This window comes from Mesorhizobium sp. CA7 (genome assembly GCF_020165015.1).
Taxonomy (GTDB): Bacteria; Pseudomonadota; Alphaproteobacteria; order Rhizobiales; family Rhizobiaceae; genus Mesorhizobium.
The window spans coordinates 1-25406 of sequence record NZ_JAIUHH010000004.1 but is presented as its reverse complement, the minus strand read 5'-3'; the positions used below and the strand labels follow the sequence as shown (position 1 = coordinate 25406).

At 64.2% G+C, this 25406-nt stretch carries 22 protein-coding genes and 1 tRNA gene; 10 read left to right on the top strand and 13 right to left on the bottom strand.

What is annotated here, in order from left to right:
* Nucleotides 1-64: 64 nt before the first annotated feature.
* On the bottom strand, nucleotides 65-379 hold the full coding sequence (locus tag LB552_RS10250) for a hypothetical protein (protein WP_224604828.1): 315 nt from the start codon (nucleotides 377-379) through the stop codon (nucleotides 65-67).
* 14 nt (nucleotides 380-393) lie between these two features.
* Nucleotides 394-470 (bottom strand) — tRNA-Pro (locus LB552_RS10245).
* 191 nt (nucleotides 471-661) lie between these two features.
* Between LB552_RS10245 and LB552_RS10240 the strand changes: the two genes are divergently transcribed.
* Both LB552_RS10240 and LB552_RS10235 read left to right on the top strand, forming a co-directional pair.
* Nucleotides 662-2899, top strand: a complete 2238-nt coding sequence (locus LB552_RS10240; RefSeq protein ID WP_224604825.1) for an AGE family epimerase/isomerase — start codon at nucleotides 662-664, stop codon at nucleotides 2897-2899.
* A gap of 3 nt (nucleotides 2900-2902) precedes the next feature.
* Nucleotides 2903-3514 carry a hypothetical protein gene (locus LB552_RS10235; RefSeq protein WP_224604822.1) on the top strand — a complete coding sequence of 204 codons (612 nt, stop codon included), beginning with the start codon at nucleotides 2903-2905 and terminating at the stop codon, nucleotides 3512-3514.
* 4 nt (nucleotides 3515-3518) lie between these two features.
* Here LB552_RS10235 and betB read toward each other — a convergent pair whose 3' ends face one another.
* From betB to betI, 5 genes are read right to left on the bottom strand one after another with little or no spacing between them, the layout of a single operon-like run.
* Nucleotides 3519-4982 (bottom strand): betaine-aldehyde dehydrogenase, encoded by a 1464-nt coding sequence (gene betB / locus LB552_RS10230; RefSeq protein ID WP_224604819.1) that lies wholly within the window; start codon nucleotides 4980-4982, stop codon nucleotides 3519-3521.
* Between the two features lie 49 nt (nucleotides 4983-5031).
* On the bottom strand, nucleotides 5032-6684 hold the full coding sequence (gene betA / locus LB552_RS10225) for a choline dehydrogenase (protein WP_224604817.1): 1653 nt from the start codon (nucleotides 6682-6684) through the stop codon (nucleotides 5032-5034).
* The gene (locus LB552_RS10220) at nucleotides 6677-7678 is read right to left on the bottom strand and encodes a threonine/serine dehydratase (RefSeq protein WP_224604812.1); all 1002 of its coding nucleotides are present in this window, start codon (nucleotides 7676-7678) and stop codon (nucleotides 6677-6679) included. The genes betA and LB552_RS10220 overlap by 8 nt, the downstream gene beginning before the upstream one ends.
* Nucleotides 7678-9207, bottom strand: coding sequence for a choline-sulfatase (betC, locus tag LB552_RS10215; RefSeq protein WP_224604804.1), 1530 nt, complete (start codon nucleotides 9205-9207; stop codon nucleotides 7678-7680). Before betC ends, LB552_RS10220 begins: the two co-directional genes overlap by 1 nt.
* Nucleotides 9204-9794 (bottom strand): choline-responsive transcriptional repressor BetI, encoded by a 591-nt coding sequence (gene betI / locus LB552_RS10210; RefSeq protein WP_224604800.1) that lies wholly within the window; start codon nucleotides 9792-9794, stop codon nucleotides 9204-9206. The genes betC and betI overlap by 4 nt, the downstream gene beginning before the upstream one ends.
* Before the next feature lie 187 nt (nucleotides 9795-9981).
* Here betI and LB552_RS10205 point away from each other — a divergent pair, with 187 nt between their 5' ends.
* Both LB552_RS10205 and LB552_RS10200 read left to right on the top strand, forming a co-directional pair.
* A complete protein-coding gene (locus LB552_RS10205) occupies nucleotides 9982-11148 on the top strand; it encodes an acetyl-CoA acetyltransferase (protein WP_095767166.1) in 1167 nt (388 codons plus the stop codon).
* Between the two features lie 53 nt (nucleotides 11149-11201).
* Entirely contained in the window at nucleotides 11202-12203 is a 1002-nt protein-coding gene (locus tag LB552_RS10200) for an asparaginase (protein ID WP_224604798.1), read from the top strand.
* On the opposite strand, the gene LB552_RS10195 is transcribed toward LB552_RS10200, so the two are convergent.
* Together LB552_RS10195 and LB552_RS10190 are read right to left on the bottom strand one after the other, a co-directional pair.
* A complete protein-coding gene (locus tag LB552_RS10195; protein WP_224605935.1) occupies nucleotides 12196-12675 on the bottom strand; it encodes a GNAT family N-acetyltransferase in 480 nt (159 codons plus the stop codon). The two genes, LB552_RS10200 and LB552_RS10195, sit on opposite strands and share 8 nt — an antisense overlap.
* Entirely contained in the window at nucleotides 12675-12956 is a 282-nt protein-coding gene (locus tag LB552_RS10190; RefSeq protein ID WP_224604796.1) for a DUF1778 domain-containing protein, read from the bottom strand. Before LB552_RS10190 ends, LB552_RS10195 begins: the two co-directional genes overlap by 1 nt.
* Before the next feature lie 180 nt (nucleotides 12957-13136).
* Between LB552_RS10190 and LB552_RS10185 the strand changes: the two genes are divergently transcribed.
* Nucleotides 13137-13949, top strand: coding sequence for a class I SAM-dependent methyltransferase (locus tag LB552_RS10185; RefSeq protein ID WP_224604794.1), 813 nt, complete (start codon nucleotides 13137-13139; stop codon nucleotides 13947-13949).
* Here LB552_RS10185 and LB552_RS10180 read toward each other — a convergent pair.
* Entirely contained in the window at nucleotides 13946-15322 is a 1377-nt protein-coding gene (locus tag LB552_RS10180) for a TIGR03808 family TAT-translocated repetitive protein (RefSeq protein WP_224604781.1), read from the bottom strand. The genes LB552_RS10185 and LB552_RS10180 overlap by 4 nt on opposite strands.
* Nucleotides 15323-15428: 106 nt before the next feature.
* On the opposite strand from LB552_RS10180, the gene greA reads away from it, so the two are divergent.
* Nucleotides 15429-15911: a transcription elongation factor GreA gene (gene greA, locus LB552_RS10175; protein ID WP_140845738.1), complete on the top strand. Its 483-nt coding sequence runs from the start codon at nucleotides 15429-15431 to the stop codon at nucleotides 15909-15911.
* On the opposite strand, the gene LB552_RS10170 is transcribed toward greA, so the two are convergent.
* Genes LB552_RS10170 through LB552_RS10160 form a run of 3 tightly spaced genes read right to left on the bottom strand, consistent with a single transcriptional unit; the run spans nucleotide 15908 to nucleotide 19776 of the window.
* A complete protein-coding gene (locus LB552_RS10170) occupies nucleotides 15908-16153 on the bottom strand; it encodes an AbrB/MazE/SpoVT family DNA-binding domain-containing protein (protein WP_224604779.1) in 246 nt (81 codons plus the stop codon). The genes greA and LB552_RS10170 overlap by 4 nt on opposite strands.
* Before the next feature lie 60 nt (nucleotides 16154-16213).
* Nucleotides 16214-18337 carry a methylmalonyl-CoA mutase gene (scpA, locus tag LB552_RS10165; protein WP_224604776.1) on the bottom strand — a complete coding sequence of 708 codons (2124 nt, stop codon included), beginning with the start codon at nucleotides 18335-18337 and terminating at the stop codon, nucleotides 16214-16216.
* Nucleotides 18334-19776: a methylmalonyl-CoA mutase subunit beta gene (locus LB552_RS10160; protein ID WP_224604774.1), complete on the bottom strand. Its 1443-nt coding sequence runs from the start codon at nucleotides 19774-19776 to the stop codon at nucleotides 18334-18336. The genes scpA and LB552_RS10160 overlap by 4 nt, the downstream gene beginning before the upstream one ends.
* A gap of 245 nt (nucleotides 19777-20021) precedes the next feature.
* Between LB552_RS10160 and LB552_RS10155 the strand changes: the two genes are divergently transcribed.
* From LB552_RS10155 to LB552_RS10140, 4 genes are all read left to right on the top strand, one after another.
* Nucleotides 20022-21545 carry a helicase HerA-like C-terminal domain-containing protein gene (locus LB552_RS10155; protein ID WP_224604772.1) on the top strand — a complete coding sequence of 508 codons (1524 nt, stop codon included), beginning with the start codon at nucleotides 20022-20024 and terminating at the stop codon, nucleotides 21543-21545.
* Between the two features lie 394 nt (nucleotides 21546-21939).
* A complete protein-coding gene (locus LB552_RS10150; RefSeq protein WP_224604771.1) occupies nucleotides 21940-22368 on the top strand; it encodes a helix-turn-helix transcriptional regulator in 429 nt (142 codons plus the stop codon).
* A 181-nt stretch (nucleotides 22369-22549) separates the two neighbouring features.
* Nucleotides 22550-23005, top strand: a complete 456-nt coding sequence (locus tag LB552_RS10145; RefSeq protein WP_224604757.1) for a hypothetical protein — start codon at nucleotides 22550-22552, stop codon at nucleotides 23003-23005.
* Nucleotides 23002-25406 (top strand): YadA family autotransporter adhesin (locus tag LB552_RS10140; RefSeq protein WP_411965814.1); only part of this gene is annotated, 2405 nt, incomplete at its 3' end. The genes LB552_RS10145 and LB552_RS10140, both read left to right, overlap by 4 nt.

Here is a 25406-nt window from a genome sequence, read left to right as displayed (position 1 = left end):
GGAAGACATCGTTCAAATACTCGCCTACACGGAAGTTCAATTTCGGCGAGATCGCGCGTGTCCGTTACGAAGGGTTGCTGATTGCGGCGCTGCGCGACATTGCTGCCGATCCCGAAGGGTGGGCAGCATCGCCCGCGCGGACCTGGGAAACAATATCCGCAGCTATCACTTGCGCTATAGTCGGGATCGAGCACGGACCGAACACGGCATTGTTCTGCGACCACGCCATTTTCTGCTCTACCGGATGACGCTTGAGGTCGTCGGAATTGGCCGCGTTCTCCACGACGCGATGGAACTCCGGCGCCATCTGCCGGAGAGCTACGGCGACGATTGACGGCAGTCCGGATTTCAGACGGATGGCGATTTCGGGAAAGGCCAAGTGCTTGTTTTTTCTGGTCGGAGTGGCAGGATTTGAACCTGCGACCCCCTCGTCCCGAACGAGGTGCGCTACCAGACTGCGCTACACTCCGTGACCAGACCGCGGGCTTATAGCTGCCGCTTTCTGATCCTGCAAGCGGCAATGGCAGTCCTTCTGTCGCATTTCCTTTCTTTCGCGAAGCTTGGCCCAATGGCATAGCATTTGGTTGTGAGGTAAAGGTGGGCTTAAAGGCTTTTGTCGTAAGTCCGACCCATGGGAGCCGGACTTTTGACAGGGTCGTTCATGAGCCAGCGCATCGTCAGTTTCGTCATGAGCGGCGGCGTCGGGTCGCGGCTGTGGCCGCTATCGCGCGAGGACAACCCCAAGCAGTTCCACGACTTCTCCGGCGACGGCTCGATGCTGGCCAAGACCGTGCGCCGGCTGGCGGCGCGCACGCAAGGCGAGACGCCGATTTTCTTGATCGCCTCAGAGCGTCACGCCGACCGCGTCCATGCCGACCTTGCCGGCATCGATCTGGCCGGCGGCGGACCGCTGTTCGAGCCGACGGGCCGTAACACGGCCGCCGCCGTGGCGCTGGCCAGCCTGCGCACGCTCTCCGACTATGGCGACGAATTGGTTCTGGTGGTGCCGTCCGATCATGAGATCTCGACGGCCGCTCAGTTCTGGCAGAGCATCGAGGCGGGCGCGGCCGCGGCAAATGCCGGGCGGCTCGTGGTGTTCGGCCTGAAACCGACACAGCCCGAGACCGGCTACGGCTATATCGAGGTCGGGACCGGCAGGGACGGCGTCTTCGACGTCTCGCGCTTCGTCGAGAAGCCCGATCTTGCCACCGCGCAGGCCTATGTCGACGCCGGCAGCTTCTACTGGAACACCGGCATCTTCCTGTTTCGCGCCGGCGCAATGCGCGACGCCTTCGCGGCCCATGAACCGAAAATCTGGCAGGCGACGGAGGCCGCCTACGAGGCTGCGACCAGCGATCTGTCCGGCCTCTATATGCCGCTGGACCTTTATTCCGCGATCCCGTCGACCTCGATCGACTACGCCATCATGGAGCAGGCGAAAGATATCGCCATGGTGCCCGCCGGCTTCCGCTGGAACGATCTCGGCTCCTGGCAGTCGCTGCTCGATGTCGGCCCGTCCGACAAGGGCGGCAACGTCATCGTTGGAGACGTCGTCGCCATCGATTGCGAGAATTCCTATATCCGCAGCGAGGGTCGGCTGCTGTCGGCCATCGGCATGAAGGACGTGGCGATCGTCTCCACGGCCGATGCGACGTTCGTCGCGCCGGTCAGCCACAGCCAGCACGTCAAGAAGATCGTCGAGCAACTGGAGAAATCCGGCCGGCTCGAAACAAGGTTCACGCCGGCGCATGACCGCGTCATCGAGAGCGGCGCCTGGCGGCGCCGCGTGCGCCACTGGCTGTTCGAGGAGACGCTGCCGCTATGGTCGACGCTCGGCGTCGACGAACGCCATGGCGGCTTCCACGAGGCGCTGGGCTTCGACGCCGCGCCGCTGATGAAACCCAAGCGCATGCGCACCCAGGCGCGTCAGGTCTATGCTTTCGCGGTCGCCAAGGAGCGCGGCTGGGACGGCCCGGCCGACCGGCTGATCGCGCACGGCATCGACTTCATGGCGGGGCAGGGCCGCACCGATCGCGGCGGCTGGGTGCGCACGCTCAACATCGACGGCTCGGTCGCCGATCCGGTCGAGGATGCCTACGACCATTCCTGCGTGCTTCTGGCGCTCGCCCACGCCCATATGTCGGGCCATCCCGACGCGCTGCGGCTCGCAGAGGAGACATTCGCCTTCCTCGACGCGCATCTGGAAGATGCCCGCCTGACCGGCTTTCTGGAAACCTCCGACGGCGCGGAGGAACGGCGCTCCAATCCGCACATGCATCTGCTCGAGGCCTTCCTCGCCTGGCACAAGGCGACGGGCGAGCGCGCCTATCTGCGCCGCGCGGCACGCATCATCGATCTTTTCCGCAGCCATTTCTTCGATGCCGAAAGCTGGACACTGGGTGAATATTTCGACGACGGCTGGAAGCCGGCGGCGGGCGAGAAGCGGAGCTGGACCGAGCCTGGCCATCACTTCGAATGGGCCTCGCTGCTGGTCGATTTCGCCGCTCGCAGCGGCCAGGGCGAACTCACCGCTTTCGCGCGCAAGCTCTATGCCTCGGCCGTTGCCAACGGCCTGAACCGCGCCACCGGCCTCGCCTATGGCGCCGTCTCGCGCCAGGGACTGCCGCTCGACACGGTCTCGCGAAGCTGGCCGCAGGCCGAGGCGATCAAAGCGGCAATCGCGCTCGACGGCTCGGGCGGGCCGGACCTCAAGCCCGAGATCGAGGCGCGCGTCGGCCGCCTGTTCCGCTGGCACATAGATCCGGCGCCGCTCGGCCTGTGGATCGACCGCATCGACGAACGCGGCCGTTCGCTGGCGACCGACGTGCCGGCCAGCATCTTCTACCACCTAGTCTGTGCGCTGACGCAGTATCTGGACGGAACGACGGAGAAGGGGTGAAGGTTGGAAGAGGCGGACGCCGGCGACTTTGTAGACCTTCCGGGCGATACAACCCTTTGGAAGACCCAGGGCATTCCGCCGACAAGGATTAAACTCCCAATAGAAGCCCGCAGCCGCTTTCCTTGGTACTTGCCCATCTTCGGCATAGCCTCGGTGTGGGCACTATCTTCTTCAGTGAGCTTCTACTCCACTGCGGTCCAAAACTGGGAAGCAGGAAATTCACTCGACCGGCTGGGGTGGCTTGCTGGGATCCTCGGCTGTCTTCTTGTCGGCGCACTGTTCGCGGGAACGCTAGCAAGGGCGGCAATGGACGCGGCGAGTTCACGTCCATCGCTCATTCTCACGAAAGAAACCCTATGGGATAGGCGGCAGCTGGATGGCCCGATGCCTTGGAGCAACGTCCAGCGCGTAAGCTTTATATCCAGTAGGGCTTCGTTGGCCGCTCATCTGAAACTTACCCGACCAGTGTATGTCAGGAGCGGGCTGTTCCGGTTCGGTGGGGCAGTCACGAGCAGGCTCAGATCAAATGTGGTCGTCTTGATTTCGGACCTTGACGTGGACGAGGGAGTGATCAAGAAGATCATCGTAGCCCTCCCTAAGAATGTGCGACCGTAACTATTCAGTAGGGCGCTGCCACGTCCCCCGTTTCGACATAAACCGCCTTCAGCTGTGAATAATGCGCCAGCGCGGCCAGCGAATTCTCGCGGCCGATCCCGGACTGCTTGACGCCGCCGAAAGGCATTTCCACCGGCGTGAGATTGTAGGCGTTGATCCAGCAGGTGCCGGCCTGCAATTCGGCGATGACGCGATGCGCGCGCGGCAGGTCGCGCGTGAACACGCCCGCCGCCAGCCCGAATTCGGTATCGTTGGCGCGCTCGATCACCTCGTCCTCGCTGCCGAATTTGAGCACGCTCATCACCGGTCCGAAGATCTCCTCGCGCGCGATCCGCATGGTGTCGGCAACATTGGTGAACACCGTAGGCTCGATGAAAAAACCGCCTTCGAAACCCTGCAGTGACGGCAAATTGCCGCCGCAGGCTAGGCTGGCGCCATCCTGCTTGCCGGCTTCGATATAGGAAACGACCTTGTCCTGCTGCGCCTTGCTAACCAGCGGACCCATCTGCGTTTCCGGATCGAGCGGGTCGCCGATGCGGATTTTCTTGGTGCGCTCGACAAGCCGCTCGACGAAGCGGTCGTGCAGGCCCTTCTGCACGAAGACGCGCGTGCCGTTCGAGCAGATCTGGCCGGTGGAATAAAAGTTGCCGAGCATGGCGCCGCCGATGGCGTTCTCGAGATCGGCGTCGTCGAAGATGATCAGCGGCGACTTGCCGCCGAGCTCCATCGTCGCGTGCTTCATTTTCGAGCCGGCAAGCGACAGCACCTTGCGGCCGGTCGGCACCGAGCCGGTCACCGAAACTTTTGCCACGACATCATGGCCGACGAGACCTGCGCCGACATCGCCGTAACCCTGCACGACGTTGAACAATCCGTCGGGCAGCCCCGCTTCGCTGTATATTTCGGCCAGCGCCAGAGCCGAAAGCGGCGTGTTCTCCGACGGCTTGAACACCATGGCATTGCCCATGGCCAAAGCCGGCGCCGACTTCCAGCCGGCGATCTGGATGGGATAGTTCCAGGCGCCGATGCCGACGCAAACGCCGAGCGGCTCGCGTCGCGTGTAGGCGAAGGGTCCGCCGAGATCGATCATCTCGCCATTGAAGGCGGCGACCGCTCCGGCGAAATATTCCAGGCAGTCGGCGGCCGAAGGGGCGTCGGCCACCAGCGTCTCCTGGATCGCCTTGCCGGTGTCGAGCGTCTCTATCCGGGCAAGATTGGCATTGCGCGCGCGCAGGATGTCGGCGGCGCGGCGCAGGATGCGTCCGCGCTCGACCGGCTTCAGCCGCGCCCAGGCCGGCTGCGCGGCGCGCGCGGCCTCGATGGCGAGCTCCAGAACGTTCGGCGTTGCCGAATGCAGCGTTGCGATGGTCTCGCCCGTCGCCGGATAGATCACCGGCAGCGGCGCACCGCCTTCGTCCTCGATGTAGCGGCCGTTGACGTAGTGCGATGCCGTCGGTTGGGCGCGCATGGCTTTCTCCAGAACTGTTGGCCGATCGGGCGGTCTGCCCGACAATGCCCTATCGGTCCGCCACCTGCCAGCGCGGATTGATCCACGGTTCCTGGTTGGATGGCGCCAGCGGCGTTCGGCCAAGGATGTGGTCGGACGCCTTCTCGCCGGTCATGATCGAGGGCGCGTTGAGGTTGCCGTTGGTCACCCGCGGGAAGATCGAGGAGTCGGCGACGCGCAGCCCCTCGACGCCGATCACCCGGCATTCCGGATCGACGACACTGGTCAGGTCATCGGCGCGGCCCATCCTGCAGGTGCCGCAAGGATGGTAGGCGCTCTCGGCATGATCGCGGATGAAGGCGTCGAGCTCGTCGTCCGACTGCACATGGCTGCCCGGTGAAATCTCTTTGCCGCGAAAGCCATCGAAGGCTTTCTGGCCGAAAATCTCGCGCGTAAGCCGGATGCAGTGGCGGAACTCGCTCCAGTCGTCCGGATGCGACATATAGTTGAAGCGGATCACCGGCTTGGCCTTCGGATCGGGCGAGCGCAAGCTCACCGAGCCGCGGGATTTCGAGCGCATCGGGCCGACATGCGCCTGGAAGCCGTGCGACTTCGCCGCCGACTTCCCGTCGTAGCGCACGGCCGCCGGGATGAAGTGGTACTGGATATCGGGGTAGTCGACGCCGGCCTGCGAACGCACGAAGGCTGCCGCCTCGAAATGATTGGTGGCGCCAAGGCCGGTCTTGAAGAACAGCCATTGCGCGCCGATCAGCGCCTTGGAGAAGGGATTGAGCACCGAGTTCAGCGTGATCGGCTTGGTCGATTCCTGCTGGATATAAAGCTCCAGGTGGTCCTGCAGATTGGCGCCGACGCCCGGCCGGTCGGCAACCACCTGGATGCCGTTTTCCTGGAGATGCGCACCCGGGCCGATGCCTGACAGCATCAGGATCTTCGGCGAATTGATCGACGACGCCGCGACGATCACCTCACGCCGCGCCTTGACGACCTGAATCTTTTTGTCAGCTTCGATCTCGACGCCGATCGCGCGTTGATTCTCGATCACCACGCGCCGGGCGAAACCCTTGAGCAGCCTGACATTTCCGCGTCTGAGCGCCGGCTTGAGATAGGCGTTCGCCGCCGACCAGCGGCGGCCGCCCAGAATGGTCTGTTCCATCGGCCCGAAACCTTCCTGCTTCGAGCCGTTATAGTCGTCGGTGAGCTCGAACCCGGCCTGGCGGCCTGCCTCGACGAAGGCGCCGTAGAGCGGATTTTTCCGCGTGCCGCGCTGCACATGCAGTGGTCCGCCTTTGCCCCGCCAGCCGTCCTCGCCGCCGTCGCAGTCCTCCATGCGCTTGAAATAGGGAAGCACGTCGGCGAACGCCCAGCCTGCGGCGCCCTGTTCGGCCCAGTGGTCGAAGTCATGCGCATGTCCGCGCACATAGACCATGCCGTTGATCGAGGACGAGCCGCCGAGCACCTTGCCGCGTGGGGTGGCAAGCACGCGCCCGCCGAGATGCGGCTCCGGCTCGCTGGCGAAACCCCAGTCGTAAAGGCTCATATTGAGCGGGATCGACAGCGCCGACGGCATCTGGATCAGCGGCCCCATATCGGTGCCGCCGAACTCGATGACGATCACCGAGTGCTTGCCGTCTTCCGACAGCCGGTAGGCCATGGCCGAGCCGGCGGAGCCGGAGCCGATGATGACGAAATCCGCTTCAAGCATTGTTCATGTGCGCCATAAAGTCGGCGAGCGAGACATTGCCGCCGGTTGCAACCACAAGGACGGTCTTGTCCTTCACATCCACCTTGCCGCCGAGCAGCGCTGCGAGCGATGCCGCGCCCGAAGGTTCGAGCACCAGCTTCATCCGCTCGAACGCGATCTTCATCGCCCGCCGCACCGAGGCGTCGTCGACGGTGACACCGCGCACCCCGGCAGCGCTCACCGCCGCGAAGGGCGCGTCGCCGGGCTTGCGCGCCATCAGCCCGTCGCAGATCGATTTCGGCCCGATCGGCATCGTCTCGATCGCGCCATGCGCCAGCGACGAGCCCATGCCGTTGAAACCTTCCGGCTCGACGGCGATGATCTCGGTCTTGGGCGACAGATAGTGGAAGGCCAGCGAAACACCGCCGATCAGTCCGCCGCCGCCGACCGAGCAGAACACCAGATCGGCATGCGCCTTCTTCATTGCCAGCTGGTCGAGCGCTTCAAGTCCCGCGCCGGCCTGGCCGGCCACGATCTCAGGATCGTCGAAGGGATGCAGCAAGGTGAGGTGCTCGCTCTCGGCGATCTCGCGCGCTTTTGCAGCCGCAACTTCCTCGCGGGCGCGCTCGCCATGGTCGGTCAGCACCACGCGCGCGCCATAACCGGCGGTCGCGTCGCGCTTGGCGGCGGGCGCGTCGATCGGCATGACGATGGTGACGGGAATGCCCAGCGCCTGGCCGGCCGCCGCCAGCCCTTGCGCGAAATTGCCGGAGGAATAGGCGACGACCCCCTTTTTCGCTTCATCCGGCGAAAGCCGGTTCAACCGCCAATAGGCGCCGCGCACCTTGAAGGAGCCGGCCCATTGCAGCGACTCCGGCTTGACGAAGATCCGCGCTGCACCTGTCTCTTTTGCGAGCGCAACCGACTCCAGCAGCGGCGTCACCTGCGTGGCCGTCGAGGTGACGGCATAGGCCTGTTTCAGATGGTCGAGTGTGGGAACGAGAACGTCAGCCATTATTCGCCTCTCGGATAGCGTTTGCTCTCTTCGAGATTGTCGAGGTTCATGTGATTGCGCATGTAGCGTTCCGACGCCTTCTGCAGCGGCTGGAAATCCCACGGGTAGTAGGCGCCGTTGCGCAACGCCGGATAGACAACCCAGCGGCGCGCCTGGCTTTCGCGCACGGCGGCGTCGAAGGCAGCCATGTCCCAGCGGGCCCTGACATTGTCCATGAACATCGCCACCAGGGCTGCGTTCGCCGGATCCTCGGCGAGGTTGTCACGCTCGAGCGGATCGGTATCCAGATCGAACAGTTGCGGCGCGTCGAGCTCGCAATGGACGAATTTGTATTTGCCGTCGCGCATCGCGACCAGCGGCGCGTAGGAGCCTTCGGCCGCATACTCCATCAGCACCGGCCCGCTTCGCGCTTTGCCGTCGAGCAGCGGCAGCAGCGACTGGCCGTCGGTCCACGGCGCGATTGCGGCGATGTCTATGCCGGCGAGGTCGCAGAGCGTCGGCGTCACGTCGAGATTGGAAACCGGTGTCTTGATCGGCCCGGCCGGAACGCCCTTGCCGGCAATCATCAGCGGCACGCGGGCAGATCCCTCGAAGAAGCTCATCTTGAACCACAGGCCGCGTTCGCCCAGCATGTCGCCGTGGTCCGAACAGAACAGGACAGTGGTGTCGTCGAGCATGCGGGTACGCTTGAGGACGTCCAGAATCTCGCCGAGCTTGTCGTCGACATAGGAGATGTTGGCGAAATAGCCGCGCCGCGAACGGCGCACCTGTTCTGGCGTGATCTCGAAGGCTTGGTAGTCGCTGGCGCGATAGAGCCGTTGCGAATGCGTATCCTGCCCGTCATGCGGGATGAACGGGGTTTCAGGATCGAGCGCCTGGCAGTTCTCGTAGAGATCCCAATATTGCTTGCGCGCCACATAGGGGTCGTGCGGATGCGACAGCGAAACGGTAAGGCACCAGGGACGGTGACCCGCGTCGTCCTGCTCGCGCGACAGCTGGTAGAGTTTTTGCGTGGCCAGGAACACGACCTCGTCGTCATACTCCATTTGGTTGGTGATCTCGGCGACGCCGGCACCGGTGACCGAACCCAGATTGTGATACCACCAGTCGATGCGCTCGCCGGGCTTGCGGTAATCCGGCGTCCAACCGAAATCGGCGGGATAGATGTCGGTGGTCAGCCGCTCCTCGAAACCGTGCAACTGGTCGGGCCCGACGAAGTGCATCTTGCCGGACAGGCAGGTATAATAGCCGGCGGCGCGCAGATGGTGGGCGAAGGTCGGAATGGAAGACGTGAACTCGGCGGCGTTGTCATAGACCCCGGTGCGCGACGGCAATTGCCCGCTCATGAATGACGCGCGGCCAGGCGCGCAGAGCGGCGAGGCGGTGTAATTGTTGGCGAAACGCGCCGAGCGCGCGGCAAGCGCCTTCAGGTGCGGCGCGTGCAGGAAGTCCGCCGGGCCGTCCGGAAAGAACGTGCCGTTGAGCTGATCGACCATGACGATCAGGAAATTGGGTCGCCGGGTGGTCAAGGCAGGCTCCGTCCGTTGAGCTTGGTTTCGAGATAGTCTTCCACGAGCGCGATCGCGGTCTGCGCGTCGGGCACGCCGTCTTTCAGCGCGCGGCGGATGTAGAGCCCGTCGATCAGTGCCGCGGTCGCTTCCGCCACACGGTCGGCCTCGGTCCGAGGCAGGATGCCGGTCAGCCCGCTCATCAGGTTCGAATTGAGCCGCCGCGCATAGATGCGCAGCAGCCGCCGCAGTTCCATCGATTTCTGCGCCTCGACATAGAAGGCGAGCCAGGCCGCGATGATCTGAGGCTGGAACTGGTCGTCGGAAAAGCTGACTGCGACGACGGCCGAGACGCGCTGGCGCGGCGTGGCGGCAAGGCTGAACGCGCGTCTGGTGTCGGTGTTGAGCTCGGCGAGGATGTGCCGCATCGTCGCGAAGAGCAACTCGTCCTTGGCGCCGAAATAGTGATGCGCCAGCGCCGACGACACGCCGGCGCGGCCGGCGATCTCCGACATGGTCACGTCCAGCGATCCGCGTTCGCCGATCGCCGAGATCGTCGCGTCGATCAGTGCCTTGCGGCGCACTGGCTCCATTCCGATTTTCGGCATTTTGGAATCCGGTTCTGCGGTTAGATTATTTTTTATTGACGCATCAATCAATAAAAAATCGACATGGGATCAACCTTTCAGTTCGATCTGGTCCATGCCTGGGGCTGGAAAACGGTTCACTATTGAACAATATTGAATCACGTGCCGCGCGCGATCGTGCTAGGCTGCGGCGCAAATGGAGGCTGCCATGACCGCATGCATCGTCGGCTGGGCGCATTCGCGCTTTGGCAAGCTCGAAGGCGAGACGCTGGAGGGCCTGATCACCAAGGTCGCCGTCGAAGCGCTCGACCACGCCGGCATCGGTCCGGACGATGTCGACGAGATCGTGCTTGGCCATTTCAACGCCGGCTTCTCGCCGCAGGATTTCACCGCGAGCCTCGTGCTCCAGGCCGATGACCGGCTGCGCTTCAAGCCGGCGACGCGCGTCGAGAACGCCTGCGCCACCGGCTCGGCCGCCGTCCGTCAAGGCATCCGCTCCATCGACGCCAACGCCGCTCGCATCGTGCTGGTGGTCGGCGCCGAGCAGATGACGACCACGCCCGGACCCGAGATCGGCAAGAACCTGCTCAAGGCCTCCTACCTGCCGGAAGATGGCGACACGCCGGCTGGCTTCGCCGGCGTCTTCGGCAAGATCGCGCAGGCCTATTTCCAGCGCTATGGCGACCAATCGGACGCGCTTGCCATGATCGCCGCCAAGAACCACAAGAATGGCGTCGACAATCCCTACGCCCAGATGCGCAAGGATTTCGGCTACGAGTTCTGCCGCCAGGAAAGCGAGAAGAACCCGTTCGTCGCCGGTCCGCTGAAGCGCACCGATTGCTCGCTGGTCTCCGACGGCGCCGCGGCGCTCGTTCTCACCGACACGGCGACGGCGCTGAAGATGCGCCGCGCCGTAACTTTCCGCGCCAACGAACATGTGCAGGACTTCCTGCCGATGTCGAAGCGCGACATCCTCTCCTTCGAGGGTTGCGAGCGCGCCTGGGAGCAGGCGCTGAAGAAGGCTGGCGTCACGCTCGACGACCTCTCCTTCGTCGAGACGCATGACTGCTTCACCATTGCCGAGCTGATCGAATACGAAGCGATGGGGCTCGCCAAGCCAGGCGAGGGCGCCAGGCTGGCGCTGGATGGCACGACCGCAAAGGACGGTCGGCTGCCGGTCAACCCGTCCGGCGGCCTGAAGGCCAAGGGTCACCCGATCGGCGCTACCGGTGTCTCGATGCATGTGCTGACAGCCATGCAGCTCACCGGCGAAGCCGGCGGCATCCAGGTGCCGGGCGCAAAACTCGGCGGCATCTTCAACATGGGTGGCGCGGCGGTCGCCAACTACGTTTCCATCCTCGACCGGATCAGGTAGAAGCGGCCCGCATCAAAGCGCGCCCTCCTTGGGCGGCGCGTGCGGGAGGCAACATGACAAATCCGGTTCTGGTCGAAGTCACGCGCGGCGAGGTGGTCGAAAGCGCCCACCGCGGCGCGGTCTCCGTCTTCGATGCCGACGGCAAGGCCGTCTGGGAGATCGGCGATACGGACCGCCCGGTGTTCCCGCGCTCGGCGGTGAAAGCAATCCAGGCATTGCCGCTGGTCGAATCGGGTGCCGCCGATGCCTACGGCTTCGGCAACCGCGAGCTGGCGCTGGCCTGCGCCTCGCATTCGGGCGAGCCGGCCCATGTCGAATTGGCCAACGCGATGCTCGCCAGGGCAGGCCTCGACAGGACGGCGCTGGAATGCGGTGCGCACTGGCCCTCGAGCCACGACGCCACCATCGCGCTCGCTCGCGCCGGCAACGTGCCGAACGCCTTGCACAACAACTGCTCCGGCAAGCATTCCGGCTTCCTGTGCACCTGCGTGCATGCCGGCATTTCCCACGCCGGCTATGTCAAAGCCGGCCACGCTTTGCAGGAGATGGTGCGCGACGCCATGCAAGCCGTGACGGGCGCGGCGCATGACGTCGATCATTGCGGCATCGACGGCTGCTCGATCCCGACCTACGCCGTGCCCTTGAAGAGTTTTGCGCTGGGCTTTGCCCGCATGGCGACGGGCAGGGGCTTTGCGCCCGAGCGCGCCAAGGCGGCGAAGCGGCTGCTCGCCGCTTGCATGGCCGAGCCGTTCCTGGTCGCCGGCACCGGCAGGGCCGACGTCGCACTGATGCGGGCGGCACCCGGTCGCATCTTCGTCAAGACCGGCGCCGAAGGCGTTTATTGCGCGGCATTGCCCGAACTTGGCCTCGGCATCGCCTTGAAATGCGATGACGGGGCCGGCAGAGCGGCGGAGGTGATGATCGCCGCCGTGCTGGCGAAGCTGCTGAACGGTGATGCGGTTGCGGCAAGGCTCATCGAACTTGCCCATCCCGCGGTCGAAAGCCGCATAGGTGCCAAGGTCGGCTTGCTGCGGCCGACAGCGGCGCTCAACTAGCTGTCTTCAGCGACAGCACCAAAGTCATCCGATTCTTTGGCGAAGCCTGAAAGCCATAGCGCTCATAAAACGTCTTGGCTTCATCCGATATGGCATGAACCAGCAGACCGCGAATGCCGAGAATGGCTGCCGCTTGGCCCGTCCGCAGCACCGCGTCCTGCAGCAGAGCAACACCCAGACCCTTGCCTTGCCAGTTCGCATCGACAGCCAAACGGCCAAGCACAGCCATGGGCACGGGATCGGGCATATTGCGCCGGATCGAACCGGGCGCATCCGCCAGGTCAAGTCCGCCCGATGAAAGGCAGTAGTAACCGACGACGCGCGTACCTTCCGCAATCACGTAGGTTCTGGACGCACCGCCGACTTGATTGGCGCGCGCCCGCCGTCGAAGCCATTGATCCAGGCTGTCGGTCCCGCTTTGAAAAAGGTCGAGCTCGTGCGCATCGGCTAAAAGAGCTGGCGCCGAAAGCATCAGTCCTGCCAAGGCTTGGGCGCATTCATCAGGCGGGCGAATCCCTCGCCGCTCGGCGGCTGGTCGAGGATATCGAGATAGTGCCGATAGCTTTCGGCATCGACCTTGACGAGCGTCTGGTCGAGCAGCGTGTCTTCGGCTGCGCGGTAGGCAGCGTCGATCATGAAGTCGGAGCGGGTCTTCCCCCGTATCTTCGCGGCGCGGTCGATCAGGATGCGGATATCCTCGCGGATGCGCAGATTGACGGGCTTGGCGTGGGTGTCCTGGTTTTTGGTGACCATGGCGAAGTATCCTTCCATCACCGATATAGCATTTTTGCATACACAATGTGTATCTAAATCTGAGATTGCCAATTTCATTGCTGGCGACCTGGACTGCGCCGGTTCTACGCAAAACCGAACAGCAGCGAGTTCATGTTTCTGCTAGTCTCCCTAACCATCAATCGATGCTGGGCGCTGGCTATGCTGGAATCGGACAAGGTGTTTGCCGGGTCGATCCCGGAAAATTACGATCGTCATATGGTGCCGCTGATTTTCGAGGCCTATGCCGCGGAGACCGCGCGGCGGGCGGCGTCTTTCTCACCCTTGGCCGTTTTGGAGACCGCCGCGGGCACCGGAGCCGTCACCCGTGCCTTGGCGCCGAAACTCTCTCCTGGTGCCAGCTACATCGTAACCGACCTCAATCAGCCGATGCTCGATTATGCGGCTTCGCGCCAGGGGCCTGACAGCCGCATTACCTGGCGCCAGGCAGATGCCCTGAAGCTGCCTTTCGAGGATGCGGCCTTCGACCTCGTCTGTTGTCAGTTCGGCGCCATGTTCTTTCCCGACCGTTCCGCTGCCTATCGCGAGGCAAAGCGTGTGCTGAAGCCCGGCGGACATTTCCTCTTCAGCGTTTGGGATCGCATCGAGGAGAATATATTCGCCGATGACGTGACGAATGCTCTCGCCAGGATATTTCCGCATGATCCGCCGCGCTTCCTGGCGCGCACGCCGCATGGTTACCACGACAAGGACCTGATCCGCAGCGACCTCGAAGCCGCGGGATTCTCCGATGTGACGATCGACACCAGGGCCGAGCAGAGCCGCGCATCCTCGCCACGCGTTCCCGCCATCGCCTACTGTCAGGGCACCGTGCTTCGCAATGAGATCGAGGCCAGGGAGGCCGGAAGATTGGAGTCGGCAACTGACTACGCCGAAGCCGCAATAGCCGACAGACATGGTAGCGGCGAAATTGCCGCCAAGATCCAGGCGCATATCATCGTGGCCGTGGCCTAACTCACCTTGTTGCGCTCCACGGTGAGATGCGCGTAGCCCGTATCGGTTGACTGCGTGAGGTCCCCGGTCACTGGATCGGCCCAGCGCTGGCCGACAATGGCGCCGTTTTTCGCGCCGTCGATGACATTGTCCGAGATAACGGCGCTGCCTGAACCTTCGACGACCGAAGCGACGATGCCGGTGCCCGCCTTGCGGATGATGTTGCCTGTCGCCACGACATTGCGCAGATAAGGACCCCAGCCGAGCTGCATGCCATAGAGCGGCGCGTTCTCGACGACGTTGCCGGACACCGTCGTGTCGGCCTCGGCGCTGATGCCGACGCCGAAGCCGGGCGGATCGGCGGTGTAGGGGCCGATGGTCGAGAGGTTGCGCACGATATTGTTCGAGCAGACGGCCATCCGCCCGCCTTCGTTGAAATTGACGATCGAGATGCCGTTGGCGGCGCCGTCGACCAGATTGTTGCTGATGATTGCGCCTTCGAAGGAGAATTCCGAATAGATCCCGGTTTCGCCCGAGCGCGAGCAGGTGTTGCCGGTGATCTGCAAATTGCTTGAGCTGTTGGCGCGGATCGCGGTGAAAGCACAGTCGGAGACGACGTTGCCGGAGATGATGACGTTGTCGGCGCGGAAGGCATTGATGCCGTTGCCGTTCTGCCCGGTGCCGCCGCTGCGCGCGCCGATCCTCTGCACGCGGTTGCCGCTGACGATGGTGCCGTCTTCCGCAGCCTGCCAGCGATGCACCAGTATGCCGCCATTAGCGCAGTCCGAAATGTTATTGCCCGAAATCTCCAGCCCGCCGGCCTCGACTGAATAGATGCCGGCATCTGCAGCACCCGAAATATCCGAGCGACCGACGCGACCGACGGCATGCTCGAGCGCCAGCCCGTTCTTGCCGCTGCCGGTCACCTGGCAATTGTCGATGACGAGATGGGCGACACGGCGCAAGTCGAGCAGCCCCTGCGTGTAGTCGGCTAGCCAGCGGTTGGCGCCGTCGAGCACCAGCCCGCTGAGCTCGATATGCTCGGCTTGTTCGGCCATCATCAGATGGCCGTTGCCGCCATAGACGATGCGCGTCGCGCCTGGCACACCCGACAGGCGCACGCGCTCGGGCAGCTTCAGGTTTGAGACGAGATAGCTGCCCGGCGGCAGGAATACCGGCTGGTCGCGGTCGCTGGCCTCGGCCAGCATCCTGGCAAAAACCTTGCTCTGGTCGTCGACCGCGCCCGGCTGCACGCCGATCTCCGTGGCGTTGATCGAGCCGCGCATCGCGGCCATCTCGATGCCCGGCAGCGACTTGGCCGATGCCTTGCCGGCAAAGACGCCGGCAACGGCGAAGCCGGCGGTCCGGGCAAGCAGCGTTCGTCTGTTCAACATCGGCACAGGTCCTGGCGTTTCGCCCTGTCTGTCGCAGGAATCGTGCCAAGGCGGGCTCATCGGCAAACCGCTTGTGCAGTCGCCTCGCCAAGCCTAAGTTCACCGCATGAGCAGAGCTTTCACGCGCGAAGAAGACAGCGAGAACGCCATTGCCGGCGTCGGCGAACGGCCGGTCAGCACGCACCGCAACCTGGTGACGGAGCGCGGCCTGGCGATGATCGAGGACAATCTCGCCGAGCTGCGCGACCTGATGGCCAAGGCTGAAAGGCGTGGCGACCGCGAGCGCCTCGCTGTCGTATCGCGCGACCTGCGCTACTGGACCGCGCGACGCGAAAGCGCGGAGCTTTCGGTGCCGGAGCCGGGCAGCGATGTGGTGCGCTTCGGCATGGGCGTCACCCTGGAAGGCGATGACGGCAGGAAGGTGCATTGGCGCATCGTCGGCGAGGACGAGGCCAATCCGTCGAAGGGCAGCATTTCCCATGTCTCGCCGATGGCCGTGGCTCTATTCGGCAAGAAGATCGGCGAGGTCGTGACCGTCAACGGCAAGGAATGGGAAATCGTCAAGCTCTCGGACAAGGTCGAGAACTAGCAGCCAAGCCTAATTGCCAGCTGCTGTAACAACCCAGCTTCGTATTTGTCCACGACATCGCGAGCAGCGTTCATTTGCCGTTTGTAGTTGTCGTGGCGGATTGGCCTTAGAATGACGCCGTCGTCGGTTTCGACGATCTGGAGCTCATCGCCGACCTGAAGGTTCAAGCTGTCAAGCATTTCGCGTGGCAGTAGCAAGGCCCCCGATCCGTCCTCAAGCCCGTGGATGGTTGTCTTGAACATCAGCACGCCATGGTTGCATCTATTTCCATAGAACAACCTTTTGGCCAAATCAGCAAGCCCTCACTGATCGGCCAGCAACCGATCCATCAGCCGGTTGGCCGCTTCCGGGATGACGGTTCCCGGCGGGAAGATCTCCGCCGCCCCTGCCGCCAGCACCGCGTCGTAGTCTTGCGGCGGGATGACGCCGCCGGCGACGATCAGCATGTCGCCATGGCCAAGTTTCTTCAGCGCGTCCTTGAGCTCTGGGATCAGCGTCAGGTGCCCGGCGGCTAAGGAGGAGGCGCCGATGATGTCGACGTCATGCTGCACCGCGAGCTTGGCGATCTCATCCGGCGTCTGGAACATCGGCCCGACGGTCACGTCGAAGCCCAGATCGGCGAATGCGCTGGCGATCACCTTCTGGCCGCGGTCATGACCGTCCTGGCCCATCTTGGCGACCAGGATGCGCGGCTTGCCGCCGGATTTCTTTTCGAACGCTTCGATCTTTTCCTGCAGCCGCTCAAGCGCCGGGTTGTCGCCGAGCGCCTCGCGATAGACGCCGAAGATCGTCTGCACCGCCGCCGTGTGGCGGCCGAATACTTTTTCCAGCGCCAGCGAAATCTCGCCGACGGTAGCGTTGGCGCGCGCCGCGCGGACCGCGAATTCGAGCAGGTTCTCGTCGCTCTCGGCGGCACGGGTCAGCGCCGCCAGCGCATTCTCCAGCGCCGCGACGTCGCGTGTGCCTTTCAGCCGCTGCAGCTTCGCCAATTGCCTGGCCTTCACCTCGGCATTGTCGATCTTCAGCACATCGACGTCGATATCCGCTTCAGGCCGGTGCGCGTTGACGCCGACCAGAATTTGCTCGCCGGAATCGATGCGCGCCTGGGTACGCGCCGCGGCTTCCTCGATGCGCAGCTTCGGAATGCCCTTCTCGATCGCCGCCGCCATGCCGCCGAGGCTTTCGACCTCCTCGATATGGGCGAGCGCGCGCGCCGCCAGATCGTGCGTCAGCCGCTCGACATAGGCCGAGCCGCCCCACGGATCGATCATGCGCGTGGTGCCGGATTCCTTCTGCAGGATGAGCTGCGTGTTGCGGGCGATCCGCGCCGAATGGTCGGTCGGCAGCGCCATCGCCTCGTCGAAGGAATTGGTATGCAGCGACTGCGTGTGCCCCTGCGTTGCCGCCATCGCCTCGATCATCGTGCGGATGATGTTGTTGTAGGGGTCCTGCGCCGTCAGTGACCAGCCGGACGTCTGGCAATGGGTGCGCAGCGACAGCGAGCGCTCGTCCTTTGGCGCAAAATTCTTCTTCATCAGGTTCGACCACAGCAGCCTTGCGGCCCTGAGCTTGGCGACCTCCATGAAGAAGTTCATGCCGATCGCCCAGAAGAAGGACAGGCGCGGCGCGAAACGGTCGATGTCGAGGCCGGCGGCGACGCCGGCGCGGGCATATTCGATGCCGTCGGCGATGGTGTAGGCAAGCTCCAGATCGGCCGTCGCGCCGGCTTCCTGCATGTGGTAGCCGGAAATCGAGATCGAGTTGAACTTCGGCATATGCCTGGAGGTGTAGGCGAAGATGTCCGACACGATCCGCATCGAAGGTTTCGGCGGATAGATGTAGGTGTTGCGGACCATGAACTCCTTCAGAATGTCGTTCTGAATGGTCCCGGCGAGATCGTTCTGGGCGACGCCCTGTTCCTCCGCCGCCACGATGTACAGCGCCATGATCGGCAGCACCGCGCCATTCATCGTCATCGACACCGTCATCTCGTTGAGCGGAATGCCGTCGAACAGCTGCCGCATGTCGAGGATGGAATCGATCGCCACGCCCGCCATGCCGACATCGCCGGCGACGCGCGGATGGTCGCTGTCATAGCCGCGATGCGTGGCGAGATCGAAGGCGACCGACAGGCCTTTCTGGCCGGCCGCGAGGTTGCGCCGGTAGAAGGCGTTGGATTCCTCGGCCGTCGAGAAGCCGGCATATTGACGGATCGTCCAGGGCTGCTGGACATACATGGTGGAGTAGGGGCCGCGCACGAAGGGCGGCAGGCCTGGATAGGTGTCGAGATTGGCAAGCCCCTTGAGGTCGCCTTCCGTGTAGAGATGTTTTACGGCGATGCCTTCCGGCGTCATCCGCTGGCCCTTGATCTCGACCGGCGCGCGACGCGGCTCCGACCAGCCGATCTGGCTGAAATCCGGGATCATGATCCGGCTCCGATCGACTGGTCGATGCGCACCGGAAACAGCGGCTCGCAGGTCGCAACGCCTTCGGTCAGGGCCGGGCGCCGCTCTTGCGGCAGTGTCTCGACCGGGCGCTCTGTGCCGACGCGGTAAAGCGTCGTGCCGACAATGCCGCGTTCGCCCGACCGGTAAGCGCCATTGCGCTTGGCGGCGGCCGTCTGGACGCGATTCTGGATATAGCCCTGCTGCAGGCTGGCGAGCACGCCGCCCTCGGCCTCAATGCGCTGGAATTCTTCCCAGGCCGCGGCGCAGAGATCGTTGGTCAGCGTCTCGACCGAACCGGAGCCGCAGGCCGGATCGGCGACATGGCCGATGTGGCTCTCCTCGGCCATGATCAACTGCGCGTTGCGGGCGACGCGGCGGGCAAAGCCGGCCGGCAGCCCATGCGTGATGGTATGCGGCAGGATCGAGATCGAATCTGCGCCCCCGGTTGCCGCCGCGAAGGCCGCGATCGCCGTACGCAAAATATTGGTCTCCGGGTCGGCCATCGTCATCATGCGGTACGAGGTCTCGGCATGGATGCTGGCGGTCGAGGCTGGGATGGAGCAGGCTTCCTGGACCCTCGCCCAGAGCTTGCGCAACGCCCGCACCTTGGCCATCGACAGGAACTGGTCCTGGTCCACGCTGAGCGCGAAGCCGATATAGGGCGCCGCATAGACCAGCGGCTGGCGCGCCTTCTCGAACATTCTGAGATAGGACACGACCGATGCCATCATCGTGCCAAGCTCCTGCGCCTCGGTGGCGCCGGCATTGTGGAAGACGCGGCCGTCGGCCTCGAGCAGCACGCCCGGCACGCCCATCGAGAAGAAATGCGCCAGCGACTGCGGCATCGATTCCTGCAGCGCCTCGATCGAGGTGCGCAGCCGCCCGGTCCCGGCGAAGATCGCCGCCGGATCGATGCCGAAGGAAAGGTTGAGCTTGGCCGGATCGGAGCGGCGTTTGCTCAGGAAGGCGAGCAGCCAGTCGGCCACGGCGCGGCTCCACGGATGCGCGTCGATGCGCACTTGCACGCGGTTGAGCGGCACGCCGTCGAGCACTCTTTCCAAGGCTTCCGCGGTGCGCGGCAGGCCGTAGCCGAAGGCATTCGGCGCACCCTCGAAGACAAGCGACAGGCCGGTAGCGCCTTGGGCGATGTCTTCCAGGGCTTGCGCGCTGGCCCGGGCGACATCCGGGTCGTCGACGCGCTGACTGACGATCCAGGGCGCGGTCGGATTTGTACGCGGCAACGGCTCGGCGGTCGTCGAGCGCTGGCTCAGCGGCTCGATCCGGATGCCGTCGTCGGTATGGGAAACGAGCTTTTCCTCGAAGGAACCGCCGGCAAGGGCCTTTTCCGCCAGCGCCAGCCAACGCTTGGCGTCCGGGTTCAGAAGGTCGACATCCCTGGTCAAGGCGCCGGCGCCCATCGCTCTCCTCGCTTCTTGGCCGCATCAGCCGGTCCAACCAATCTAAGGTCAGGAACTGGATATCACAATGCGTCATCCGGCCGGTTCTCGCGGCCAGGCAATCGATTGCCAAACATGCGCAAAATCCGCAAGCGCCAAAGGCCAAATTCGATGCACCCCAAAACGATACCGGGCATTGCCGCATGCGACTGGCGTTACTATACGTCGGGAGAGGCTTTGAGCGAAACAGATTGCGGAGACCGGATATGGCTGACGAGACCAGCATCTTCATCGGCGCCAGCCGCAAGCCCGACGATTCCTATCAGCGCGCCGAAGAGCTGCTGCTGCGCTACGGCAACCGCCACGGCCTCGTCACCGGGGCCACGGGCACTGGCAAGACCGTCAGCCTGCAGGTCCTGGCCGAGGGCTTTTCCAACGCCGGCGTGCCTGTCTTCTGCGCCGATATCAAGGGCGACCTTTCCGGCATATCCATGATGGGCGAGGCCAAGGATTTCCTGGTCAAGCGCGCCGAGCAGGTGAAGCTCGCTCCTTATCAATTCCAGGAATTCCCGGTCATCTTCTGGGACCTGTTCGGCGAGCAGGGCCATCCGATCCGCGCTACCATTTCCGAAATGGGGCCGCTGCTTTTGTCGCGGCTGATGAACCTCACGGAAGCTCAGGAAGGCGTCATGAACATCGCCTTCCGCATCGCCGACGAGGAAGGCCTGCTGCTGCTCGATCTCAAGGACCTGCAGGCGCTGCTCGCCAACATCGCCGAGCGCGCCGACGAACTCAGCGCACGCTACGGCAATGTCACCAAGCCGTCGGTCGGCGCCATCCAGCGCACGCTGCTGGTGCTGGAGAGCCAAGGTGCCGCCAACTTCTTCGGCGAGCCGGCGCTGCGCATCGCCGACATCATGCGCACCACGCGCGACGGCCGCGGCGCGATCAGCGTTCTGGCAGCCGACAAGCTAATGATGAATCCCAGGCTCTACGCCACCTTCCTGCTCTGGCTGATGTCGGAGCTGTTCGAGGAGCTGCCCGAAGTCGGTGATCTCGACCGGCCGAAGCTGGTGTTCTTCTTCGACGAGGCGCATCTTCTGTTCGAGGATGCGCCGAAGGTGCTGATCGATCGAGTCGAGCAGGTGGTGCGGCTGATCCGCTCCAAGGGTGTCGGCGTCTATTTCGTCACCCAGAACCCGCTCGACATCCCGGAAAAGGTGCTGGCCCAACTCGGCAACCGCGTCCAGCACGCGCTGCGCGCCTATACGCCGCGCGAGCAGCAGGCGGTGCGCACCGCTGCCGAGACCTTCCGGCCCAATCCCGATTTCGATTGCGCCACCGCCATCACTCAGCTCGCCACCGGCGAGGCGCTGGTGTCGATGCTGGAGGACAAGGGCGTGCCGGCCATGGTCCAGCGCACGCTGATCCGGCCGCCGTCCTCACGGCTCGGACCGATCACGCCCGATGAGCGCCGCAAGATCATCGCCGAGAGCCCGGTCACCGGCCAGTACGACGAGGCCGTCGATCGCGAATCGGCCTTCGAAATGCTGCAGAAAAAGGCCAAGGAGGCGCAGGACGCCGAGGCCCAGGCACAGCAGCAAAACAGCGGCGGTTCGCGCTGGACCATTCCGGGCTTCGAGGATGTCCTGGGGACAGGCAACCGGCGGTCGTCAAACCGCCAGACCGTGGCCGAAGCCGCCATCAAGTCGGTGGTGCGCTCGGTCGGCTCGTCCGTCGGCCGGGCCATCGTGCGCGGGATTTTGGGCAGCCTGGCGCGAGGCCGCTGAAGCAAAGAGGCGGCACCGCACTCGGCGCGACGCGAATCACGCCCCGCAAGCTTTGATGTCGGGCGAGACCTGCTTGCCGTCGCGCGAATCCGTCACGGAAATGCGCCGCCCCTGAGAGCCGTCCTCGTTACCTCGCGACGATCAAATCTTACCCGTCGACGGGTCAGCCGCATCCGTGGCAGCTAAAACTTTTCGCAAGGGAACTTTTCCCGACGGAACAGCAATTTCATGAAATACCGAATGGACCAAATCATGGCCTTTGACGGCTGTTGCCGGGGGGCAAACTGGATAGCGCCGACAGCACGTGCGATCACGAACCATTGTGTCCAGGGAACCAAAAGCGCCCGCTAAGGTTGGGCCAAAGCTGCGGAGGGCTGAGCATCAGGAGTCCGAGTTGCGGCGCGATGACGATCTGCCAGCCTGGTATTCGGAAATTCCTGCTGAAAGGCGGCCACTGCTGAACGCGAAAGGCGGGCTGTCGATCGGCCACGCTCGCCTCGTGGAGCAATTCCTGAGCGAGAACTTTTCGCGCAAGCTTGCGCTCGCCGAGATGGCGGCTGTGTGCGGGCTGTCACCCTACCATTTCGCCCGTGCTTTCTCCAAGACGTTCGGCGTGACGCCGCATCAATATGTTCTTGCCCTTCGCCTCGACTTTGCCGAGAAGCTGCTGGCCGACAGGCGCATGTCGATCACCGACATCGCCTATCTGAGCGGCTTCTCGAGCCAGAGCCATCTTACCACCACGATGAAGAAATATCGCGACGTGACACCAATGCAGGTGCGAGAGAGGCTGGTTCGATCGCGGGCCGGCAGGCAGGGCTAATTCCCGCGCGGTTATCTATGGATCGGCTTATAAAAGGTATTACTAAAGTAATTTTGCGTTAACCTATGGAAGATCTACGGTATATTTTCAGATAAACAGCAATTTGTTGGAATACGAGCCCCTGAAAACCTGTCTTTCTGCAGCAAATCCGGTATTCGGATTCTAAGCTGGCCGAGGGGACATGAGCGACGACACGGCGGTTCGCCGGAGCCTTTCCGAGGAGATCGGTTACTGGCTGGAGTCGGCATCGAGGACGCTTGAGAAGCGCTATGGAGATGGCGTGCCCCTGGCCAAGCAGGACATGCTGCTGGCCCATTATCTCTACGGCCTCACGACCGTCGTTCACGCGCATGACACGCCTGCCGTCCATCTGGCGGCGGTGCGCTCCTATCTCGAGCGGCTGATCCCAACCGAGCGGGTTGCCGCGGCGCTCCAGGCTGTGCCCGAGGCGGGTGACGCCTGGCTTGAAAACACGCTCGATCGCGTCGAGGCGATCGGGGAAAAACAGGGCCATGCGCTGCTCGCGCGCGGCGTTGATGTGATCATTCCATTTTCGAGCAGACACGCTTTGGCGGCAGGGTCGGCGGAACCTGCCGTTATCGAGCGCGATCCACCCAAGGAGGCATTCTCGCAATGAACTTCAGGCAAGAACGTATCAGTCAGCGCGGGTCGGCCCGATTTGCCGGAAACTGGGTCTCCGGCGCCACCGACTGCCGCTCGCTCCGTCGTCGCCTGATGGCGGCGCTGCGCAACGCGCATCGAGTGCTTGGCCTCGGTCGCAAGAATATGGGTCTCGGAACACTGGGCAGCGGCGGCAACGCGCGTTCGGCTCTGGCCTGCGGCATGAGCCCGGCCAGCATGCTCGGCGGCCTGGCGGCAATCGCCGCGCTCGGCCTCGCCACGCCGGCGCTGGCGCAATATGCCGCGGGCGGCGGTTCGGCGACCGGCGGCAACTCCGTCGCCATCGGTAACGGCACCGCGACGAATGGCAATAACAGCGTGGCGTTGGGCAGCTCCAACAGTGCAACGGGCGACGGCACGATTGCCATCGGCTATGCGATGGGTGTCAATGGCCTCAATTCCATAGGCATCGGTGTCTTCGCAGGCGCAACCGGCGTCAATGCCCTCGCCGTGGGCGGGAACGCCAAGGCCAACGGGGACGGATCAAGCGCTATTGGCGTCAATTCGGTTGCAACCACAAGCGCGGCCGCCTTTGGCAATAATGCGCGTGCCGATGGAGTGAACTCCACGGCGATCGGCACTGTTACCCGCGCGACCGGGCTGCGCGCCACCGCGCTCGGGTTCGGGGCAACAGCATCCGGCGTGGATTCGATTGCCCAAGGTAACAGTGCCATCGCAAGCAACCAGAATGCCGTCGCCATCGGCTTCCAGGCGGTCGCTACGCAGATCAACTCCATCAATATCGGCGGGCGCACTCTTGCGGGAGCGGGCGCTACTGCGCAGGGCGCCATCGCCCTTGGCACGGATGTGACGGCGTCTCAGCAAAACACCGTTGCCATAGGCATACTGACCAAGGCAACGGGAACGAGCGCCACGGCGATGGGCAACACGGCGAGCGCCTGGGGCAACCAGTCCATCGCACTCGGCTTGGGCGCGCAGGCGGGCGTTCAGGCCAACACGGCGCTACCGAATAGCATCGCGATCGGCACCAATTCGCTCTCTTCCGGCGCTTTCGCCGTCGCGATGGGCAGTGCTTCAATTGCGAGCGGCTCCGCCGGCACCGCGGTTGGCAACACCGCCGTTGCCAGCGGCGCAAATGCCTCCTCGTTCGGGTCTGGAGCGAATGCGACGGGAGACAATTCGCTTGCTGCCGGCGTGAGCGCCAACGCCGGCGGGGTAGCCAGCACCGCACTCGGCATCGGCGCCAATGCGTCGGGAGCGAACTCCACTTCGATTGGTTCCGCCTCCAAAGCCACCGGTGCCAATGCGTTCGCGGGTGGCCGTTCCTCCACTGCCAGCGGTAACGATTCCATCGCCATCGGCACGACAGCCGCCTCGACAGCGGCAGGCTCGACGGCAGTTGGATCGGGCGCGGTGGCACAGGACATAAACGCGGTCGCCATGGGCACCGCCGCCAGCGCGATCACCGCCGATTCCGTCGCGATCGGCACGGGCGCGGTGGCCGACGGCGGCAAGGCGGTCGCCATCGGCTACGGCAACGAAGCCTATGGCGACGGCGCGGTGGCCATCGGCGATCCGAGCTACGCCAGCGGTACCGGCGCCTTCACCGGCGGCGCCAACAACATCGCCAACAGCGACGGCACGGCCAGCGCCACCGCCGCAAATCAGGCCGCCGGCGCGGTGGCCATCGGCAACAACAACAAGGCGATCGGGCAGGGCTCCGTGGCGCTGGGCAATGGCTCCACCGCGGGTGCCGCCGGTCTCGCCGGCAATGTCGCCCTCGGCGACGGTGCGACCGCGGCGGCAAGCTCCGGCGACGTCGCCCTGGGCTCCGGCTCGGTGACCGCCGCAGCGGTCGGCACCAGCGGCACGACGATCGGCGGGACGGCCTACAGCTTCGCCGGAACGGCTCCGACATCGACCGTCAGCATTGGCGCGCCGGGCGCGGAGCGGACCCTCACCAATCTCGCCGCGGGCCGGCTCAGCAACGCCTCGACCGACGCCATCAACGGTTCGCAGCTTTTCGCCACCAATCAGCAGGTGACGCAGAATACGACCGATATCGCCGACATCGGGAATACGATCACCAACATCAACACCGGTGCCGGCATCAAGTATTTCCACGCCAATTCGACCCTGCCCGACTCCCAGGCTCTGGGGACGGATTCGGTCGCGATCGGCCCCAATGCCGTGGCCAACAACGCCGGCGACGTGGCAATCGGCCTGAACTCCGTATCCGGCACCACGACGGTTGTCGGCGGCACGACGATCGGCGGTGTGAACTACGCCTTCGCCGGGGGAACCCCGGCGGGCGCATTTTCGGTCGGCTCGGTGGGCGCGGAGCGCCAGATCCAGAACGTCGCGGCCGGGCGGTTGAGCAACTCCTCGACCGACGC